At 42.7% G+C, this 22,282-nt stretch carries 12 protein-coding genes and 1 tRNA gene; 6 read left to right on the top strand and 7 right to left on the bottom strand.

Annotation, left to right across the window (positions count from 1 at the left end):
* Positions 1 to 271 precede the first annotated feature (271 nt).
* A complete protein-coding gene (locus B2863_RS01095; RefSeq protein ID WP_296206918.1) occupies positions 272 to 940 on the top strand; it encodes a hypothetical protein in 669 nt (222 codons plus the stop codon).
* A 102-nt stretch (positions 941 to 1,042) separates the two neighbouring features.
* Positions 1,043 to 1,606 carry a hypoxanthine-guanine phosphoribosyltransferase gene (locus B2863_RS01090; protein WP_057760160.1) on the top strand — a complete coding sequence of 188 codons (564 nt, stop codon included), beginning with the start codon at positions 1,043 to 1,045 and terminating at the stop codon, positions 1,604 to 1,606.
* 105 nt (positions 1,607 to 1,711) lie between these two features.
* On the opposite strand, the gene recD is transcribed toward B2863_RS01090, so the two are convergent.
* The 3 genes from recD to B2863_RS01075 all read right to left on the bottom strand — a co-directional run bounded on the left by recD (position 1,712) and on the right by B2863_RS01075 (position 13,105).
* Positions 1,712 to 3,922, bottom strand: a complete 2,211-nt coding sequence (gene recD / locus B2863_RS01085; protein ID WP_296206916.1) for an exodeoxyribonuclease V subunit alpha — start codon at positions 3,920 to 3,922, stop codon at positions 1,712 to 1,714.
* Between the two features lie 74 nt (positions 3,923 to 3,996).
* Complete coding sequence (locus tag B2863_RS01080; RefSeq protein ID WP_296206913.1) at positions 3,997 to 8,538, bottom strand: UvrD-helicase domain-containing protein; 4,542 nt, start codon at positions 8,536 to 8,538, stop codon at positions 3,997 to 3,999.
* A 76-nt stretch (positions 8,539 to 8,614) separates the two neighbouring features.
* A complete protein-coding gene (locus B2863_RS01075) occupies positions 8,615 to 13,105 on the bottom strand; it encodes an exodeoxyribonuclease V subunit gamma (protein WP_296206912.1) in 4,491 nt (1,496 codons plus the stop codon).
* A 440-nt stretch (positions 13,106 to 13,545) separates the two neighbouring features.
* On the opposite strand from B2863_RS01075, the gene B2863_RS01070 reads away from it, so the two are divergent.
* From B2863_RS01070 to B2863_RS01055, 4 genes are all read left to right on the top strand, one after another.
* Positions 13,546 to 14,073 (top strand): hypothetical protein, encoded by a 528-nt coding sequence (locus B2863_RS01070; protein ID WP_296206910.1) that lies wholly within the window; start codon positions 13,546 to 13,548, stop codon positions 14,071 to 14,073.
* A 66-nt stretch (positions 14,074 to 14,139) separates the two neighbouring features.
* Positions 14,140 to 14,946, top strand: coding sequence for a hypothetical protein (locus tag B2863_RS01065; RefSeq protein ID WP_296206908.1), 807 nt, complete (start codon positions 14,140 to 14,142; stop codon positions 14,944 to 14,946).
* Positions 14,947 to 15,019: 73 nt separating this feature from the next.
* Positions 15,020 to 15,095: transfer RNA gene (locus B2863_RS01060), tRNA-Arg, on the top strand.
* A 174-nt stretch (positions 15,096 to 15,269) separates the two neighbouring features.
* Positions 15,270 to 16,475: a tyrosine-type recombinase/integrase gene (locus B2863_RS01055; RefSeq protein ID WP_296206906.1), complete on the top strand. Its 1,206-nt coding sequence runs from the start codon at positions 15,270 to 15,272 to the stop codon at positions 16,473 to 16,475.
* Between the two features lie 426 nt (positions 16,476 to 16,901).
* On the opposite strand, the gene B2863_RS01050 is transcribed toward B2863_RS01055, so the two are convergent.
* From B2863_RS01050 to B2863_RS01035, 4 genes are all read right to left on the bottom strand, one after another.
* Positions 16,902 to 17,483 carry a M15 family metallopeptidase gene (locus B2863_RS01050; protein ID WP_296206904.1) on the bottom strand — a complete coding sequence of 194 codons (582 nt, stop codon included), beginning with the start codon at positions 17,481 to 17,483 and terminating at the stop codon, positions 16,902 to 16,904.
* 63 nt (positions 17,484 to 17,546) lie between these two features.
* On the bottom strand, positions 17,547 to 17,939 hold the full coding sequence (locus tag B2863_RS01045) for a hypothetical protein (protein WP_296206903.1): 393 nt from the start codon (positions 17,937 to 17,939) through the stop codon (positions 17,547 to 17,549).
* Between the two features lie 46 nt (positions 17,940 to 17,985).
* Positions 17,986 to 21,801, bottom strand: a complete 3,816-nt coding sequence (locus tag B2863_RS01040; RefSeq protein WP_296206902.1) for a tape measure protein — start codon at positions 21,799 to 21,801, stop codon at positions 17,986 to 17,988.
* Positions 21,802 to 21,873: 72 nt separating this feature from the next.
* Entirely contained in the window at positions 21,874 to 22,167 is a 294-nt protein-coding gene (locus B2863_RS01035; RefSeq protein ID WP_296206901.1) for a hypothetical protein, read from the bottom strand.
* Positions 22,168 to 22,282 lie beyond the last annotated feature (115 nt).

Below are 22,282 nucleotides of genomic sequence, written 5' to 3'. Positions count from 1 at the left end.
CTTATAAGTTCAAGCTTTTTGAATTAAAATATAAAAAATATGCTAAATTAGTGTGCGATGAGTGACTCAGCTCATCTATCGTTTAGGTAAATTCTAGCAATTTGCAAAATTATTACCAATCAACAAAGTCATTTATCTTATAACTAGGGCATGTCACTAATCAACATTTGGTGTGATGAGCCTGAGACTAAAACTTTGTTTAAATAATAACCGATTTGGTGATCAATGTAACGCAAGTAAGACATAAAAAACAACAAATAAAGGAAGTGCAATGGCACATTATTTTGGATTCGTACCCTCAGATAAACTAAAAGCTTTAATCAGTGAGGCCGAACAAGTCGTTGCTTCAAATGAGAATGTAGAGTACTACCCTTATCGCGATGCTCTTACGCATCAGACGGCGCGCGATCTTACTGATAATTTATTGGTTGGTTTGGTAGAGATTATTCCTAACCCTGAGCGCCAAGCTTCTATGCGTAAAATTGTTGGAACGATTGAACGCGCGACAGATACTTTGCTCAATATCTTACTGGGTAAAGAAAACAACAAAGACGTATTACCAAGTTTTCATTTTCTAAGAGATCATGCAACCTTTATTGATAACGAAGGCGTTAAACGTGTCGGCTTTAAACTGTCAGAAAAAGATGCCAATACCATCACTGAAGGGTTTGCTGCTATCACGCCTGAACATGTAGATAGAGCCAAATTTAAAACAGCACTCGAAACCATGAACGAAGAAACATTGACCCATTTTATCAGTCGTTATGCCGAGACATTAAAGCTAGGCATGATCAAACGTAAGTCAGTTCCAGTTGCCAAATCGGTAATTGATAAAGGCATGAGTATGGCACTTAATAAGCTATTACCTGACCTACCAAATGACTCATTGAATAGATTGGCCAATTATTACCGTCCATTTATTATAGAAAAGCCAGAATAACCCCAAAAGTTGGATTAATTTTGTCCCAAAAGTCATATGACGTTGGGCAAATTCACTAAAATTTGCTAAAATAAGCGGCACTTTTTACCAAAGGCGCACCCGATGACCCAAATCAGTAACCAAGAAATTGAAAAAACTTTACGCAACTCAGAGTGCCTTATTAGCAGTATCGAAGTAGCTGCTGCTTATGAGCGTTTGGCCGCTCAGCTCAATCTACATTATGCTGGTCTAAACCCAATTGTTATGGTCGTGATGAACGGCGGCTTGATCCCAGCTGGTCAACTACTGACACATCTTACGTTCTACCATCGCATGCATTATATCCATGCGACTCGTTATCGCGATAACGAAGGTACTAACGAGCTTGATTGGAAATTCAAGCCTGATGTTAGTATCGAAGGTGAGCACGTATTGTTAATCGACGACATTTTTGACGAAGGTATTACCCTAAAAGCAGTTGTTGAAGAATTAAGCAAAGAAAAGCCTCTATCACTTGAGTCTTGTGTCTTGCTTAACAAGCAACATGATCGCAAAGTTGCAGATTTTGACGTAGATTTTGTGGGTATTGATGTTGCAGATCGCTATGTTTACGGTTGTGGTATGGATTTCCATGGTTACTTGCGTCACCTACCAGGTATCTATGCAATCAAAGAAGACAAAGTTTAATTCTAGACTTAATTGATTGAAATAGTTAAGTCCTAAAAAAGCATCCAATTTGGATGCTTTTTTATTGCGCTGACTTATTGCGCCGACAACAACTTGAATGAATCGTTAAAACTGTAATGCCAAACCAGTATGCCGCTCAGTTGGTGTTTGAACTGCTTTTTCTAAGGCGTGCTTGGTACTATATATCGTTACCTGCTTCTTAGCACGAGTCACTGCCGTATAGATAAGCTCTTTGCTCAGTAACCGTGCATGACTATTATCAAAAGTAATAGCAACATGATTAAATTCAGATCCTTGTGACTTGTGAATGGTCATTGCATATGCCGTGGCTATCACCTCTTCATTTAGCAAATTAACAGCTATCCCTTGTGTCTTATTTTCAAAGAATACCTCTAACTGACTCCTTTCATCTGATGTTTGTAAGCAGAAACCAATATCCCCATTAAATAGCCCAAGCTCATAGTTATTTTGTAGCACCATAACAGGACGTCCATGGAACCATGTATTTTGACCCAATGGTAACTTTAACTCAGCAAGATACCATTGAGTAAGGTAGTTATTGATATAGTGGTCGCCCCATTCACCATTATGGCCAGCAGTGAGGATTCTAAATTGATTAAATACTTCCATTAACGAAGTGGTAGTATTTTTAACTGATTCTGGCACGGATTTTTCTATCGGATTTTTCAGTAAATTTTTAACTTTATTTACGTATGATTGGTAATTACTGGAGATTCTTGAAACAATTTTCCCTCTGCTTAGGCTATTTTCTATCTTGTTATTTGATAGGGACTCTGCTTGTAACGTATTAACATATTGAAAACTCAAGGCAGCGTCATGCCTTAATAATTGCCAAATAGCTTGAATATTTGTCTCTGCTTTATTGATTTGAGTGGCCAGTTTACCGATACCTGACTTAGCGCTAAATCGGCGGCTCTCGGTTAGCTCTGCGTGAATAGGTTGCAATAGTGGAATGCGACAGAGATCAGCCAATACTGCTCCTGCATCGACGGCTGCTAACTGATTAGCATCGCCTAATAATATTAGCCTTGCACCTGGCTTTACAGCGCTTACAAGGTAATTGGCCAACTCAACTCCGAGCATAGATGCCTCATCAACGATGATAATATCTTCACCTAGAGGGTTGTTGGCATCGTAGCGCGGTCTACCCGTTCGACCGATGCCTAGTAGACGATGGATGGTTTTTGCCTCTTGCAACTGCAGCTCTACATTTGCGTCGTCTAAAGCCGCCTGCAGAGACTCTTGCATACGTTGGGCTGCCTTACCTGTTGGCGCTGCTAATGCTAGACTAGCACTGTCTGTGCTAAACCTAATATGTTCAGACTCATCCCCTCTACTCTCTGTCGTCTGTTGTAACGCGATAACTAACTGAGCAACGGTGTAGGTTTTACCTGTACCTGGGCCACCAGTAATGATACTAAATGCATTACTGTTCGCCACATTGATAGCGGCTATCTGTTGGTTATTTAAGTTCTCAGGCATGGTAATGTCTAAAGGTACTATCTGCTGATTCAAAATATGATTAATATGCTGCGCTAAGTTAAATTCTGCTTGCCATGTGCGGTGTAGCCAAAATGTGATTTTCGAACTTTGGGTCTTTTTATTCTTAGTTATGTTATAAATAATTGGTTGATTATCTTTGCTTAGGCTATTTTGATAGTTATTACTATCACTATTCGCCTCAATATTAGAAAATAAAGCATGCTCATGGATTGAATGAACGAAAGTATTTAAGTCGCTATTCTTCAAGCGATGATATAACGTGGTTATCGCATCAAAACGTTTGATCAACGTCTCTTTTCCATGATTACTCAGTGCTAGCTGCGCCCATAGGTAATCTCGCTGACCAAACAAAGTGTCCAGTAATACAAATAGCGATGTCTCCGTTATAGTGTCATCGTCTAGTTGCGTGTCTATTTGTGTTTTTATCTGAGTATCAATCAGCGCAAAAATTGGTGTTGCCAGTATCCCCAATAATTGCTGCTGCCATGCATATAACGTGACCACTTCCCCATTAATCTGACCTTGCATGGGAGCTTCATGATCGGCTGCATTAATGGTTAATACAGTATGCCCTTCTTCCAAATGAGCCGCTAAAATAACGAATAGAGCCGTAAATAAATCGCTATCTTTTGACTTATCGATTCTTCTATTTTCATCGTTTGTCTTTGCATCTGCCGCGTCATATGCTACATGTGTTTGCTGACGGCGCAGCAAAATATAATCACTGAGATTACTTGCCCAGCTCTCTTGTAAACTAATGGCTGACTTGCTCTTGTTGTTATTATTACTCATCGTGTGCTGGTCTCTTTTTAATCTGATTAAATGTTATAACAATGTTTGTCCATTTAAGTATTATATAAAGTTTATTAATCCGGCAGGCCAAACAAGGCATCTAGACCTTTAATAAAGGCGATGGGAATATCCCAAGTAACCAATCCATAGCAGCTATTACTGCTCAAGCTATCGTGGTTAGACTGAGCCCTATCTTGCGATGTAGGCATAGTAGCTGCTTGAGCATTCGGATCATACACACCGCGTAAAAACACGTACTCTACAGCGCCTAAGTACTTATCTTCGTTACCCGTATAATCACTGATTCTCATAGCAAGGAACCGATGTAATGCTACTTGATAGATTGCTGCTTGTAGCCAGTACCCCGCCTTGGACATTGCTTTCTTGAGGGTATCTTCATTGTAATCGCTTAGGCTATTTCCTAGAAAGTTACTCTTATAGTCAACCACATAATACTTGCCAGCATACTCATACACCAAGTCAATCTCACCACGCAAATAACGATACAGATGCGCTTTATTTTGTGGCACTAGGGTGACGTGTTTATCTGTCTCGTCAGGTAAATACTGTTGGAAAAGCTTACTAATATCCTGTGCTTTGAAATTCTCTGACAATCCCATGTTGAACTCTAACTCGGCAAATCGCTTACCTTTGTCAAGAGCAATCAAGGGTTGATTGGAAGCCAGTAGTGGCGCATGCAGCACTTCTTCAATCCAATTAACTAACGCCTCATGCTTGGTTGTATCTATTGACTCAAGATCAAACCCATCGCTATCTCTTTGTTTTTTGCCTTGGGATCTGCGGCTCTGCTGTTCAGCACTGCTATATATCAGCGGCAACTGATAGCTATTAATCGCTCTATCAATAACCTGAGGCCACTGGGCTTTATTGGTAAAGTCTATTTGTTCAAATATCTCATGCAAAAACGTACCGGCATTGGCACCCTTTACAAAGGTAAAGCGGATATCATCTTCTACCTTGAGGTTTAGTTCACTGTCTTGTTCGAGAGACTCGTCGTTATTAAGTAAAGAGAGGTCTGAAACAGAGGACTCTGTCATATCAATGTCTATCGCATCATCAATACGCTCATCCACTATCGCCATTGCTTGTGTAGATTCATCGAGCTGACGCGCTAAGGCGGTAAAACTGGTCTTGGCCCAACCATAAAAATAATTGGTTTTCATCACCTCGGCAAAGGGCGCGTACTCAATAGCCTCTCTTGTAGGCTTATGAGCACTTGATTTGGTTGCGGCTAGCTGAGCACTATCATTTACGCCTGCTGAGTTAGCATAATTGCTTGCGTAATTATTGTCATAGAACTCATTAACTTTATGACCTCTAAGCATGCCTACGATACCTTTGAGCCTGTCAGGTAGCTCGAACTTTGCTTCTGGCGATTCAAACCAATAAAACACTGGCTTTAGCTCAAACCCTGTTTTGTTACTCGGATCTCGTAGCACAACATAAAGCTGCTCACTGGCTCGAGTAAATGCCACATAGCCAAGCCGTCTTATCTCATCAAAACCTTCTTGTGTCTCGATATTCGTATAGTAACCCTCATCCGTGGCAGAGCCTTGCAATGGTGAGAAGCGGCGCTGATTTCCCGTCGATTGATTATCTGTCGACTGCTGTACTTCTATCGACTGCCGCACTAGCGCTGAAGGCGCTTGTTGCGCGTTATATAGGTACAACCCATAGTCTTCCTTATTACCAGACTTCCTACTGGCATCACCCATTCCCAATACATAGACAATAGGGAACTCAAGCCCTTTTGACTTATGAATAGTCATCAATTGCACACCAGACTCTGTCGGTAGCGGATATTGCTTAGCCCAGTCACTGTTAGGCGCTGCATCTATATGCTGCCTGAACCACGCCAGTAGCTCATGCTCACCCATACCTAGACCATACTGCGCCAAGATGTCCATTACATGACGCAAGTCCATAATATGACGGTCACCTTCCGGATGCGCAGCTAGGGCTTGCCAAACGCCTTGCGGCTGTACAGGGCTTTTATCTAATAAATAATGTAGCGCCGATAAGATGCCAAAGTGCTGCCAACGCTGTGCACCTTCTTTTAGATAAGTAATAAAGTCTTGATAGCTCTTTTTAATATCAGTAGCTTCATTAGTTGAGAAGTCTTTCGAATTAGAATTATTTGAACGGGCGCTTGGCGTACTGCTACCCTCGGTAATGCCTGACTCATGGTCCGTCATCATGGCTTTGATGTTTTTGATACTCAGTCCATATAGGTGACTGGTCAACACCCGATTAATCATGTCATGACGATACGGGTATAGCATGGCACTTAGTAGCGCCGCCACATCTTCTGCCATAATAGTCTCAAAGATGCTGACATCACTGGTAGTCAAGGTCGGCACATTAAGTTTTACCAGCTCATCTTCGACCCTTTTCAGATCTTTTTTGGCACGTGCCAGCACCCCAATATCACTGGGCTGAATCGGCTTACCTTTAAGTGTCTGACCACTATTAAGCAAAGTGGCTATATGGCGAGCTGTTATCTCATGTTCATCATAATCAAACTCTTTGTCCTTGTCATAAGGCAGGTGCAATAAGCTCACTGGCTGAGCAGAAAGCACCTCTGTCACCAGCACATCATCCAGACTATCTGACGCATTAAACCAAGACAGCTCATATTCCGGTTTTGCTGCTTTGATATGTTGGTAATGAATACCAGTACCCAATTGCGACAGTTTGTTCTCAGTAGTTGTTGCACTCGCCATACCAAACCAACAGTTCAATGCGTTAATCACACCGGCATTAGAACGGCGGTTGATATCAAGCGTCCAAAGGGCGCTTTTATCAAACTGGGCTTTCATATAGTTATAGTTGGCCACATCGCCACCGCGAAACCCATAAATAGCCTGTTTGGGATCACCAACCAATAGCAGAAACTCATGATTGGTTTTCTTAGTGGTTGACTGCTTATCACTGTCCGACTGTTTACGCTTATTCTTTGGCAAATAAATACTTTCAATCATAATGGCTTGCTCGCCATTGATATCTTGCGACTCGTCAATCAATGCCACAGGATAGTGATGACGAATATAACGCGCCAGCTTATCTCCTTGGCGACCAGTTAGCGCTTGATTTAAGCGTACCATTTGTAAACTAAAAGTCGTCTCGCCACGCTCTTCTAAAATAACTGGCAGCCTATTACGCACAGCCAACACAATATGGCGGTTAAGATCGGCCAATACCAACAATATATGCTGATTTAAACTATCAAGCATGTCTAAGAGAGCCATTAACTTACTAATGGTTTCTAGCTCAAAAAGCGTCTGATGCTCTTTTTCTTTATTCTTATTAAAATTCTTAATTTTGCCATCTTCATCTGGATATCTGGCATCTTGCAATGATGTCAAAATCTTATTCTCGCTCTCATTCAAATAGCTATTAAACGTCAGCTGATACTCTGATATCTTTTGATGAACCTCAATAATGGCATCAAACTGTTTGGTTAGATTAGAACCACCACGAAACCCTTGAGACTTTCTATAGTCAGGATTTAAGTAAGGCTGGATATCTACTAAATCTAACTGAGAGAACTCATTGATTAGCTTTTCGTATGCATCAAAGTCAAAGCCTTTCTCAATCCTTATCTCATCAATCGGCGCAGAGATAAAATTAAGCGATCGTGTCACATATTTCTTATGATCGCCTACCGCAGACAGCTTACCTTGCTGATCCATTAGCGCGTAAAGTTTAGGCTGCTCATAATACAAACGGCTTTGAAACTGACGCAGCTCATCATGGATAATACTATCAGTAACCTGCTCAATACTGCTGTCTTCAATAATCCCCATACCCTGCTGGTGACCAGTCTCGCTGCTGTACTCCGTCAACCATTTTTGCGCCAAGCTATCGAGCGTACCTACAAATAGCTTATCCAATGTGGTGAGTACCAGTGCCGTACGCCTGATAGCTTCCGCCATGGGGTAACTGTACACGTGATCCAGCAAATAACCGACGAGATGCAAGTTAATAGGATCTTGCATAATGCCGTCTAAACGCACATATTTGGCCTGATTCACCAGCCAGTCCTCACGATCTTTTTTTGCTTGTTTACGTTGCTCAGCCGCCGCTTGCTTATCAGCAGCAAGGTCTTGATTTAAATCGTCAATGCCTGTCTCAACGTTTGCATCTACATCTGGATTACTGCCTACTTGTGCGTCTTTATTACTCTCAGGCATGACTTGTAGTATGTTGGAATAGAGACTTTCTTTATTGCCAGTATCAGCACTTAGGCTATTGACCCATTGTAATAGCTGATAGAAATCTACCAAACGATCATGGATACGCTGACGCATTTCGGCAGCGGCAGCTCGAGTAAAGGTCGTGGCAATGATCTGCTCTGGCGCACGTCGCGCTTCGATCAGTAGGCGCAGTACAATACCGGTCAACGTCCAAGTCTTACCCGTGCCCGCTGAAGCTTCGATTAGGTGTTTACCCGTTAGATCAACATCGACTGCCGGTATGACATCATTTTTACGTTCAGACACAGCAGATAAAGTCAGTTCATCTGAATATTCATCAAGTAAATTCGGTTGTGTAGACGAGTCAATGGTATTGGTTGGGTCGGTAAGGTCTGTCATATGGGCGCATACTTTTAATTATTATTTATCAAAACAAAATAGCAAAAACTAATTAGAGGCTGTTCTAGATAATGGGCTAACCATCTAAGTTAGTTAACGCATTAAACATCGGCTCATATAATGGCTGGGCTAATGTAGTCAACGCTGCCGATAGCGCTTTGAATGCATCTTGGTCACGTAGCACGTACTGCCAAATAGCATGCTGCGAGCAAGTATCGTATACCGTGTCTGAGTTATAGTTAGGCCTTAACCAGTCCGAGAAATCGGCTCGTTTTGGCCAGTAGCGGTTGCTGTCACCTTCTTCAGCGGTTAGATACTTATCAAGGTAATTCAGTGCATATTCTGGCAGTAACGTAATGGGTACTTGACCCGTTAACTTGCCAAAAACTGCCCATTTTATCAGCTCAATGACTGCGTCTTCATACACGATTGGGCTTAGTGTAAATGCGATGACCTTGTCATACTTTTTGACTTGTGAGCTAGGCTTATTAAAACGCCAAATACTTACGCCATCATTTAATGCTACTTGCTCGGCAGTGGTACGTCTAGCCACTTGCCAATATAAATGTGACAACCAAAACTTGAGTAAATGCCTAGGACTGGCAGAATTGGGCAATATGTTTAACCACTGCTTGGGTGATTGCTGAGCATAAGGCACGCCCGCCTGAATAATTGATATGGGGGCTAATATTGGTACTGAGCCTTTGATCTTAATGATTTTCGGCATCAGCTTAAGCAGTGTTTCTATACCCTCTATATCTGTCTGGTCTTTTGAATCATTATCAGTATTATTCAGTATATTTTTTAGCTCTATCTGAACAGGATATTCGGCGGTTGGGGTCAGTAGCTGTAATACACTGCTGATATCTGCCGTACTCTCGTTGAGAATACTGCTTTCGTCAAAGCCATTAGCCATTAACTGCTCTTTAAACTCTAGACATTGCTGTTGTAGTTTTTTCTGTTGATTGGGTAGCGTGGTTTGGCGAGCGACACCAGCAGGCATAATTTTTTGATACATTAGGATTGGAGTAGTAGTTTCAGTCACTGCACTACTACCATTTTTCTTATTCTCATCAGTAACCAACTGTTTAATCAAATGATCTTTAATTTGATAGGTAGTTAAACTGTCTAAGAATAGCGGCTCTTGATGCGATAGTGCTTCTTCACCTTGTACCACATGCACCTTTTGAGACCGTAAGAATGCTTTGGCAGGATGGCGCACTTGGTAAGCCAACGCCCCTTCAATATCTATCTCTCCTATGTTAAATATGCTATCAGATAGCACCTCTGTCATGCCATTGACATCGTTAGCATCAACAAATGTAGCTAACGCTAGCATATTAGCCAATGCATACAAGGTTTGATTGTCTACTTGACCTAGCTGACCTAAGCCTTGACCCAACACCTGAGCGATTGACTCATACTGCGCCTTCGTGGGTAAGCCCACCAACTCTTTATGCTCACTAGATATTCGGCCTTTTAATGTGTCAAACACCGCTTGCCAAAGCGGCGCAGGCGGAAACTGCTTTTTCTGAGCCAGTTTGGTTTTGCGCATGGCTGTACTTAGTAAAGTATCCAGCTCATCAATCATATCGACAGGGCTGGTATCCTGAGCATTGATGTTAACATTAGCATTGTCATCAATATCAGGAGACGCTTGCTCAGAAACATCAGTGCCTTCGATTTCTGTCTCAAACAGACTCTCATGAAAAGGTAGTGCAGGATGCTCAGTCACCAACCACTGCTTAATCAATTTCGGCAAATAGCGCTTAAGGCTTTCCGTGGTAGGATCAATATTCTCGGGTAATGTCTCAAGCGAGTTCACCTGCCATTGCACCTCGCCTTGCAAAAACTGCAATAGCTCACTCACTGGATTGGCTGGCAAATGCTCATGGGTGTCCGTCAAGCTTTGGCCATTGTAGAACATCCAGCATGCACTGCGCGCGCACAGTAGCGCATCTAAAAATGCGCCGTTGTCATCATCTTCACTAACTCTGTCACCGCGGCGTGCATTGGTCGCTTTCATCAAATCATAGCGGTTATCTCGGTCACGCCCAGGAAACTCAGAAAGATCCATATTGAGCATCACCACCAGCTCAAACGGCACGTTTCTTAGTGCACCGAATCGACCAAAGGTAATCACCCCCGTCGGCTCCGCACTGACTTGCTGACTTTCAAGCTCGTTTTCGATACTGTCTAGCATAAAGCTCAGCTTGAGCGGCAATTGCTCCACACCCGCCAGCCTCTGCTCTACTTCTCTGTTATCGATATCACCACTAGCGTACTGCCTATAATGACGATTGGCTCGTAGACTTGATTTAAAACCATTCATCGCATTGTAAATGGCGCGCATGGTACGTGTTTGATCCACATCGCCAAAGTAGCGATGGATAACTTGTGTCTCAATCTGGTCGAGCCAATCTTCCGCTTTCATTTTTTGTATATGATCATCACGTCGTGCAACCAAACCAGTATAAATGCGGCAAAGCGCTTCAACAATCAGCGCATCATTCAGGCTCACTTGTGGTAACGGCAAGGTCATTTCTGGTAAAGCTGTACTTGGCCATTCATCGTCATTTAGATCATATAAGCAGTCGCTCAATTCAGCCTCTGGCATGACCAGACCTAAAGTTAATCTGTCTAATGCCTGTGCAAAGCTAAAGCGATAGTCGTAATCATTGCTGTCTAAAGTTTGCTTAAGATGAAGCTCGTCAAAGCCGCGAATAAAGCCCGCCTCTACCAATAAATCACAGCCACGGCTCATTTGCTCATGAGTCAGTCCAAAGCTTTCAAATAAAGGCGGTAACATGAGCCAGTCTAAGACTTCAGCTGCTTCAAAACGGGCACTATGGCTACCCAATAGTTTGTAAAAACCGATAATCGCTTCCCATAACTGGCGAATATCGGCGTCAACAACACCAGTCACTTTAGCAGGCAAAGTCAAACCGTCTTGACCCTTACCATTGACGAAGATAGACCCAATCAATGCATGATGACGTTCAACATCAGGTAGCAGCACCACAATGTCAGAGATATGGCGTTTCTTTTCACCTAGTTTGATAGGTTCATTTAGCCAACGACCAATCATAATACGCAATACTTCAAGCTGACGCTGCAAACTATGACACGAATGAATGCTTAGGCTATTATCTTGAGAAGAGATTGCCCAAAAACGGTCTTTCTCAAAGCGCTTATTCTCTAATGCTTCATCTTCATACCAAGCCGTTTCTGGCTTTTCTTCATCAAAGCTTGACTCTATCTGCTTACTTACTGCTTGCGAGACTGTAGCGGCCGTTGCTTGCTGGGTCGATTGCTCATCAAGCATCAACACATCATTTTGCAAACGTTTTAATAAGCTCAGGTTGCCTTGCGAATCTTGAGTACTAACAGCGTCATCAGCAGCATCTACGCTTTCATACTCGTAATGACCGAGCACATTATCTACACCATTATCAAAGTTATCTTGCCATTCGACTAGCGCATCGTCGTATTGCTCATTACCTGATAAGTTGGCAAGCATGGCAAACGCATCGCGCGACTGCTTGCCCAAACGCGATAGCAAACTATGACCATAATCACGCAAAAACACGCTTTCAGGGTTGATAATCTGCTGACGCTGTAACCAAGATTTATCGACGATATCCGCCCAAAACAGCTTTGATGGATTGTAATGCAATAGCGTGATATTCATGTATTGCGACAGACTCTGTAGAAAGTCTAACTCGGTCTGTGGCAGTTGCTGGATGGTAAAAATACGCAGTATGGTTGGCAACTGAGCACGTTCGTTCGCCTTATTACCTTTTAAAGCTGACCAAAACGCACGCTCTAGTGCTACACGGTGTAGATGGACATCGGCAAACAAATGCGACCACAAGAATCGTTGGGCAATTTCCAACTCAACATAATGGTCGACCAACCACTCAGGTGTGCCGCGCGCATACTTATCAAAGCGCAGTGACAATGCATCTTTATCCGCTATCAACTCACTTACGTTCAACGGCTTATTTTGCGACCATAATGCCAACCAATCCTCACGGTGAGTCAAATAGCGGTTAAACACCCTAGCCAAATCGCTTGCCATCTGCCAAATACGAGCATCTTGTTGCGCCTTATCCTGTTGTAAACTGTCTTGTTGAGCAATTGCCTGTGGGTCATCAATCAAAGACGCTAACAACGGATGAACTGGATGCTTTTCATCTGCAACAATCGACTCCTGATAATAAGTCAAATACCCAAATAATCGCCACTGCATTACTGTCGGTGATAACACCGCCACTTCGGGTACATTTAGAGTTGTCGCTTCAGGGTTTTGCGCCAGTAAGTATGCATTATGGCGGGTCAATACATCTTGCATCAGTGTCCATTGATACTGACCCCAAAATTTAGTACGCACCAAGGTACTAATACCAGCACGGCTAGCAATAGTTTTGTCCAACCAATCGCCCAATACCATCGACGGTACAATGACAATAAAGGGTTCAAAAACCGGCTGATCCTTGGACTGGTATTGTACAAGCAATTGATCAACGAGGTTTTCGGTACGGTGCGACTGAATAATAGTGAACATAGACAATAATCTGATTGCAATAAAGGTGAGATATTAGGATTGATAAAAAAGGCTTCACTTATAGATGAGATGTCTGTATCCAATGTCAAAAACGCTATAAAACGTCAATACAAAACAAAAATCGATACTCATCAATCCATGTTTGATGGTCGTTACTATGATGCATTTCTGCTAGCATGAGGGCCGTAAACAAAAACAATTATAGTAGCAAACTCTGCATATCCATTGATAACGTTGACTTGCCAAATTTGCTATCAGTGTGCCATTGATGGTTATCGTTTACTAGTGTAAATGCCGATATTATAATAAGCTTGCGACATTTAGTGTCGTTTTATACTATCATTCATATTTACTATGAAATAATCTCATTGTGGTTTTTAAATTGGCCTTTACAACCTGTATCTAAATAATACTTTCTATTGACGGGATTACTTAATATTATGCCCTTGCGTCCCATTGATGCCATTTTTGTCCATCCAAAACAACGCTTGTACGTCGTGTATTATCGCGGTGAGTTGTGGCAACTGCCACGTATGAAAATCGATGACAGATCATGGCAAAACAGACGACCCTATACGGATGATAGCAGCTCACTTTATTTGAGCATCCATCAAGCTATCAGCGACCCTATCCTTGCGCAGAAACTGAGAACGCTAGATCTACCTGTAGCAGTACGTGGTAGCACGTTGCCACGTTTCGAAGCATGGTGGGAGGCACATGGGTTTAGATGGTTAAAAGACAGATTATTAACCGGTGAATCGCCGTTAGCAGCGCATCAAACTACTACACCTGCTGCAAAGGTATTAAACGACCAATCTGATCTTCTAACAGATCGCCAAACCAGTGGTCATACTGATGAAAATGGTGAAGTCGATGAAGAACAAGTATCTACCCCTTCTGCAGACACGGATATCTTTGCAGACATGTTGGCTGAATTAACCGATGAAGTACTAGAACAAAAGCTTTAAAAACTAGATACCACCCTGTATATAAACTTTGCTATGAATCAACTAATAATAAAAGAGCAGTAATATATGAAAGACTACAAACTACTGCTGGCTGGGCTAATCATGCTACTGCTCACAATCTTTATCGCGGTCTTTATTTGGTTGTGGACCAGTAATCGAAAAAACACAGACCCATTGCCAATCATGGCAAGTGAAAGTGAAGCAGACCCTAGTACGAAAGGTGATGAATCAAGAGAGATTGCTGACAGTGTTTTATACATTCGAGCAGAGGAGAAGTTACAGATACCTTTGGACGATATCATTGTGAGCTTTGAATCTCGTTATCCGCACGTGCAAGTGCTAGCGAGCTATGTCCCCTCTCACGACCTTCTTACAGTACCAAGTAGTGTTTCTACCAAAGACAAACTCTCTGACTTTGTCTTTGATACAGATATGATTATTACCAATGACGATAGCCTATCTACAGAACGGGTATCACTCCTACAGTCAGAATTGCAACAGGCACAAGATAGAAATGGTCAAAGTCAAAAAAGTACTGAGGATGCTGGTACAAATGACGCCTCTGATAAAAATAGTGATAATAGTGCGCATAACAAAGATAAAAAGATACACACTCTAAATCCCTTTAACTATGCGCTAAAAGATGAACAAGCGCTTGAAGGTGTCATCCTGACAGACGATACAACTGCTATTAACTTCCGTAATTTTTTACTATCGAGCACAGGTCAAGATATACTAAAAAAATATGATTATCAGAACATTAGTGGTTATAAGAACAGTGTAAATGACTTATTTAAACCAACCTCACAGGCGAAAAATGCATCAGGCGATCATGCTGTAGATGTCACTGACGCGCTTAGCAATGGTGAGTAAGAAGAAATTGTCTTTATTTATCTTTTGTTGATTGCTTTTATGACTGCTTTTTTCTACAATGTCACTCCATAATGCGCCTATAGCTCAACAGGATAGAGCAGTTGCCTCCTAAGCGATCGATCCGAGTTCGAGTCTTGGTGGGCGCACCATCAATTATTATCATAAGTTATCATATAACCCCATAGCCTATACGCTGTGGGGTTTTTTGATGTCTCAACATATCACATCATAACCTTACACAACGTAGGATACCTTTCCATAACACTGTTTTAAAGGTATTCTAGCAGGTATCCGAAAATACCTTTAAACAGGATACCTTTAAAATGGCCAAAACCATTAAGGCTTTGACTGATACGCAAGTCAAGCAAGCGAAAACACAAGACAAAGCTTACAAGCTTGCAGATGGTGGCGGCATGTATTTGTATGTCACAAAGCTAGGGGCTAAATCTTGGCGAATGAACTATGTTAGGCCAATTACCAAGAAACACGCGACTATGACGCTAGGACTTTATCCTGACGTTACCTTGGCACAAGCGAGACAGCAACGATCAGAAATACGCGCACTATTGGCACAAGGTATCGATCCGCAGCAACAGAAAATTGATGATGAACGCGAGCAAGAATTGCTATCTAATAATACGTTTGCGGCCGTAGCAGAGGACTATATGAGCCGTAAGCGTAACGTAAGCCCTGCCACTATCACAAATAACAATAGACAGCTTAAACGTCTGAATAAGCACATTGGTGAAATACCTATCACTGATATCAAGCCGATTGACGTATTGAAGGCATGTAGAACCGCAGAGGCGCAAGGGTACTATGAGACAGCAATTAAGATGCGAACTATTGCGGGCCAAGTGTTTAGGTATGGTGTGCAGACTGCCAGATGTGAGCGTGATATAACTCAAGACTTAATAGGAGCATTACAGGCTCCAACAACAAAGCACCACCCTACTATTATTGATCCAAAAGAATTAGGAATTTTGCTGAACGCCATTGATATTTATGAGGGTAGCTTTGAAGTACGCACAGCCATCAAATTAATGCCGATGCTATTTGTGCGCGCTGGCGAGTTACGTTATGCGCTATGGGATGACTTCGATCTTGATGAAGGGACTTGGACTTTTACACCTCGTAAAACTCAAAGACGAACTGGTCTATCCTTAATAGTGCCATTGCCGGCACAAGCCATTGAGATAATACACGATCTATCACTACACGCTCGCAGTAAATATCTATTCCCTGCTATTCATACAACCGTACAACCGATGAGCGAAAATACAATGAATCAGGCTTTAAAGCGACTGGGGTATGACGGGACCAAGCAGACGATACATGGATTTAGGGCAACTGCGCGGACGCTGATTGTTGAGAAACTCAAATATCCTGAGAACCTGGTTGAGATGCAGTTAGGTCACAATGTCAGAGACATGCATGGTCGGGCTTATAATAGGACCATCTTTCTAGATGAGCGTCGTGAAATGATGCAGGCGTGGGCTGATTATTTAGATAGTCTCAAAAAAGGCTAGATACGATAAATAGCATTAATACTATATTTTTAATTCTTTAATTCGAATCCAGCCATTAGTACCATATATACTTTAAACAAACATTTGTCTACTTAAAATAACCCGTATATACTATCATGAAATAAGTATTTAAAAGGGAGGCTAAATTGTTTATTGATTATAAAAAATGTCCAAAGTGCGACACTAGGGTAAGACGCTCTGATTTAAGTTGTAGGCGCTGCGGACATTCAGATTTAACAAATTGGCCATTAACTTTAACTATGTGGGCTGTATGTCTATCAATCATTATACTAACAGTCCTTTTTATGATCAGTAATTTCTGTGGCGCTGAGTTGTTTCAACCTCTTATCACAAGCTATGGTGTAATGTGCTAACTATAGACACAAAAGAACACCCCGCCAAATTAATGACGGGGCTTATATATGATTACTTTGGATATTTTGACCACGGTAGTTGGTAGTGCGGACCATCTTTAAAAGTCTTCCAATCGCCACCCCACTCGATCGACACGCCTACATCTTTGGCAGCTTGTTTCATTGCCACGGCTAACAGATGATAGTATTTCCAATTCCACGAAACTTTGCCGTCTTCATCAAGTGCAATTAAGTCTACAGCGTGTCCAGTTAAATGACGGCTATTCATTGTCGTGGTAGCACCTTGCTGATATAGCTCTTTTTGCCGTGTGATTGAGCGCAGACCTTCACCTACACTAAAATCAATATCTGTAATTTCGATAGCTCGTTCAACGATTTTTACCAAATCAGGATGCAAGCCTATTAATCGATCTAGTGAATTTGCAGACAAATTGTATTTACCTGTCGGCTCAACTGGCTTATCCTCTTTGTTCACAGCGTCTTTATCGCTATGAGCTTTACAATGAATAGCAGCTTCCGCCATGGCATAAAATCCTGCATGAGCTTGATTGCTCCATGTGCCATCAACGTCACCGTTATAGAAACCGTGCAGTTTCATTGTCGCTTGTAGGTTTTTGATTGTAGATTCTTGCATGTATCTCACCTTATTTCAGACATTAAAAAAGCCCCAAATTGGGGCCGTATTTAGTGTTGATTATTATTTACCGAAGATTGCAAACGCTGCGTCTTTTACTTCTCTGATCACTTCTGTAAGTGTCTTGCCCTGCCATAGCGCAATCGCTTGATAAACAATGCCGATTGCCAACATCCCAAACACTGCCCAGACTAGCATGATTGCGCCTTGCGTCATCACGCTATAATCTTGATAGCCCATAAATTCAATATGCGCTGCCCCACCGAATAGTGAGATTGTAACAGCGATAGTAAACTTGACTATCACTGACATATTTACTTGTATCTTGCCGTCTTTGCCGATGTCGCCTGACAGCATCAATCCAAATATTGCACCGATGACAGCTGCGAATACCTTTGGAAGGAATACCATCAGCTTTAGTATGATTAGTTCTAGAAACGGTGTGTTCTGTGGCATAACGCCTCCTCAAATTTTTGACATAAAAAAACCACTCAGTGAGTGGCTAGTAACCTGCTATTGCTTTGCTGTCTTGTAGTTGTTGCAGTAGAGCTGTAAGTGATGCTTCTTGGCTCTCTGGCATACTCATCGATGCCGTTGCACCGCCAAGTTGAAAATTAACATGAATTGTTTTGCTTGAGCTCGGTTGGCTATCAAAACGATTGTACTCTTGCGTTGTGATTTGAGCCGTCGCTGTCCTTGCCGCTTCATAACCGTCCTGTTGACGGCCGACTTGACGGGCCTTTTCAGCAATCTCAGCTAAATACATTGATGCTGACTTATAGCGATTAAGGTCGGCTGTTGTCAGTGTTTGACCTTCAGTAAAACCTTGTAATTTGCCGAAGTCTAGAGCACCGCTTGATGCTCCTTGTTTGGAGTACAGTTTTCTTGCCTCTTCAATCGCTTGAGCTTCTGACAACCCTTGCGACTTCAAGAAGTTCTCAACACTTAAACGACTACCAAATTGATTGCCCTCAACTGGTGCTTCCTCTTGGCCATAAATACGGAGGTTGTTTAATGTTTCATCAGCATTGGCAACCGCTTGCGCCTCTTTAACGTCTTTGATTTTCTGTTGTAGCTTGTCATAAGCGGACGCTGCTTCATTTGCAGCACGCACCATGGTATTACCTGCGCCTCCTGCACTGCTAGATATGCCGTCATAGGCTGTACGAATGTTGTTGACTGAGCGAGTGACATTATCGTTTGCCGTCTTTGCCTGCCCCATTTTTTCAAATGTGACGCGGCCTTGCTCGTCAACTGCAACAGTAACACCGCGCTCAGCTGCCATACGCTTAGTGACAGCATCAACTACGTTGCCATTGGCAGCAATGTTTGATTTCGCTGTTTTCTCAAAAGCTTCTTCTAACTGCTGCGCTGTGGCCTTACCATCTTTCTTGATGATATCGTATGACTCAGTGAAGGCACCTGCTTGCTTAGCCAGCTCCTCACGAGTTTTCAGCCCTAGTACACCATAAGCTTCTGCAACGCTGTTAATACCATCGGTCAGTTCATCAAGCTTATTGCGCGATAGGTCAAGGCCGTCTGCAAGCTCTTGACCAGTTATCTTGCCTTCTTTGCCTAGCTCATTCCATTTTTCAATGACATACTCTATCTCGGCTGTATTGCTAGCCTTGTTAGACATTTCAGTCAGTGCACCAACTAGCGCATCGCCTGCGTCATAACCCGCATCGGTTAAGTCATCAAAGCCATCGATCAGCTCGTCAAGTCCAGCACTGGATTTTATAAACTCCTTAGATAGACCAATACCCACCGCACCTGCTAATTCGTCAATCTGCTCTTTGGTGCGACTACTTGCAAGAGTAGATCTATCAAGCTGTGTGACTAACACGCTACCTGTTTCATCTGCTTGCACTGCCAAGCCTTGCAATGCTGCTGCTTTCTCAAGCTCAGACGTTACGATACCACCGTTATCTGCGATGCTTTTAGCTGCATATCTTGCAAAGTTGTTTTCAATCTCTTTGTAGCGTTCGTTAGCAAGATTGATACCTGCCGCCAATTCTTGCCCTGTGATCTTACCTGTCGCTGACATCGCTGTTAGCGAGTTGATAATGTCATCAACTGCGCCTATCGTCTGCGCTTTTGGCACCGCATCCGCTAAAGAGTCAGCAACACTCTTACCTGTAGCTATTGCTGCACTTGCTACCTCTGCAAAGCTCTCGCCAACGCCAAGATATGCCGCTTGCACACCGTTTGCTGATGCAATGATTAACTCACCAGTCTCACTGAATGTAGCTTGTAATTCGCGCTGCGCTAGCTCAAGGCGCATATCATCGCTAATGATGTTATCGTTTTGGGCGATCTTAGCAGCAGCAATCTTAATAAATTGCTCTTCTAGGGCTTCTGCCGTATAAGAGCCTTTGGCCTGCATTTCGTCGTAACCAGCGACAAGTTTTGCGACTGTCTCCTCAGATTTTTCTTGAGCGGTCTTGTTCATCGCAGTCCATGCTTTGCTAGACGATGACTCAAAATCCATCATCTGCTGTTCAGACTTTTTGTGCAGCTCATCGGCTAACTGGTATAACTCAGCAGCACGTTGCGATGTCTGACCTTTGAGCGCTGAGAAACCTTCTAAGATACCACCTGTTATTTGAGATATAGTGCCAAAAACACTGTTAGCTAGAATAGATATGCCTTTAAAGCCGTCACTCATAATGCCCAAACTAACAGAGGCTATGCCTAATAGTCGAGTAAATAAACCTACATCCTCATTGCCGCCAGCTAACGCACTGGTCATATCACTAATAGCGCTATAAATATCTTTGACTGCCGAAAAGGTATCTCCAAGCGTTACCAATAGCGAATCAAAATGATTTTCTACCGCTGCAATTGTCGATGGGTCAATATCCTTGATTGAATCGCTAATATACTGAACAGCTGCAGCCATTCGACCAGATTGATTGACGGTCTCATTTAAACTGCCAACAAATTCAAACATGGTGTTTTTAAGTAGCTGTATGGAGTCGCCAAACGTGACAGGCAGTGTCGCAAACTCATCCTCAATAACTTTGGTCTGCGAACGTACAGCATCAATGACAACCTCTGATGTCAGTTTGCCCTCACCTGCCATCTTGCGTAGTTCGCCCCGAGTCACACCAAGACCATCAGCCATTGCTTGAGCAAGCCGCGGTGACTGCTCCATGATAGAGTTAAATTCCTCGCCACGTAATACGCCTGACTGCAAACCTTGCACAAGCTGAATGATAGCCGCGTCCGCACTTGCAGCCGTTCCACCTGATAGTTTAATTGCTTCGTTAATCGTCTTGGTAACTGACAGTATCTCGCCCTGAGCCAAGCCCAATGTGGTAGATGCTTGCGTAATACGTGCAAACAATTCACCCGTATTGGCAATGCTTGAGAATGTTTCGTTAGCTATCTGCTTAACACCCTCAAAGCCAGTGATGAAGTTGACACCCTCGCCAGTAGCAATCTTGATACGAGCTTCAAGCAATACAAACGCATCAGCTGCCTGAATAATTTCAGCAACCCCGATACCAAGCCCAGCCGCTGCCAATATCCCCTGCAAACTACCAAATGCACCCTTAAGGTTATTAACACCACCGCTTAGCTTCTTGGTTCCCGCCTCTGTGCGCTGTACTTGATCGTCGACACCGCGCAACTCTTGCTCAAGCCGTCTGATTTGCTCTTGTGCGGATCTTGTTACTCTTTCAATTTCAGCGGCAGGGCGACCAGAGTTGTTTTGAAAGTTGGTTAATGAGCGACTAATCTGGTCAATCTCACCGCGTATGGTTTCGGGCACTCGCACGTTAGCCATTTTATAGATAGCATTGCGAGCACCGTCAGCTGTAGTACTAGCGCGATTCATTGCACCTGCTAACTCACCTGCAAGGCTTGTACTGGCTGATTTCGCCTCGTTAAGCTCTTGTTCAAGTCGAGCAACGCTAGCTGTTGCTTGCTCTATCTGTTCAGGTGATGCATCAGTCTGACCAAGCCTTGTCGCTTCCAATCTTGCATTAACCAATTCTTGATCAAGTTTACCTACTTGCTGCGCTGCTGTACGCATTGCTGCTTCAATTTGGTCACCTGATAAATTGGCACCTGCGCCCATCTGTCTTAGTTGATCGGCTGTTGTTTTTAGCTCAGCCGTTAAGCGACTGGCGTCAACATTACCTAGATCAGTAAGCATCTTGTCAGCGCGTTCAGTATCGGTGACCATCTGAGAAATATTGCGCTCAACCGACTGGGCATATTCTGTGAACTTATCACGCGCCTGGTTAATACCCGCGTTAAAATTTTCGTTGAGTACGCGCAACTGCACGTTAAAATCTAAATCACTTGCCATACGGCGCACCTCAAATTTTGGGCATAAAAAAAGCCCACTAATTAAAGTGAGCTTGTTGATTTATTCGTTTTGTTATTTAAAGGCGCTTGCCCTATCAGGTTTTGGCAGCTTGCCATCTTTAATATGACGCTCGCTAATGTGGTAGCGGTTCAAACTATCGCAATCGATAAAAACGACTGGTGTTTTACCCGTCTTACTTTTATTTTCAGATAGTCCAGCATAATGTGCAACCTCATTTGGTGCTTTTCTGCCAACCAAATGCACAGCTTTATCTAGCAATTTATTGATGCGCTCAAAGCCATCATCACCCCAAACTTCGTGAGCTTTAGGCCATTCTTTCAACGTCATGCGGTTTATGTCTATCATAATTACCTCTATTTTATTCAGTGATCCAAACCGCATTGTGAGCAAGTTCTCTTACCACCAATCTTTTTAGTAAACATATGCCAAATCATTGTTATTACAAGAAACGCAAGCCACA

The organism is Psychrobacter sp. UBA3480 (assembly GCF_002377945.1).
Classification (GTDB): Bacteria; Pseudomonadota; Gammaproteobacteria; order Pseudomonadales; family Moraxellaceae; genus Psychrobacter.
This window is presented reverse-complemented; position numbering and strand designations above follow the sequence as displayed.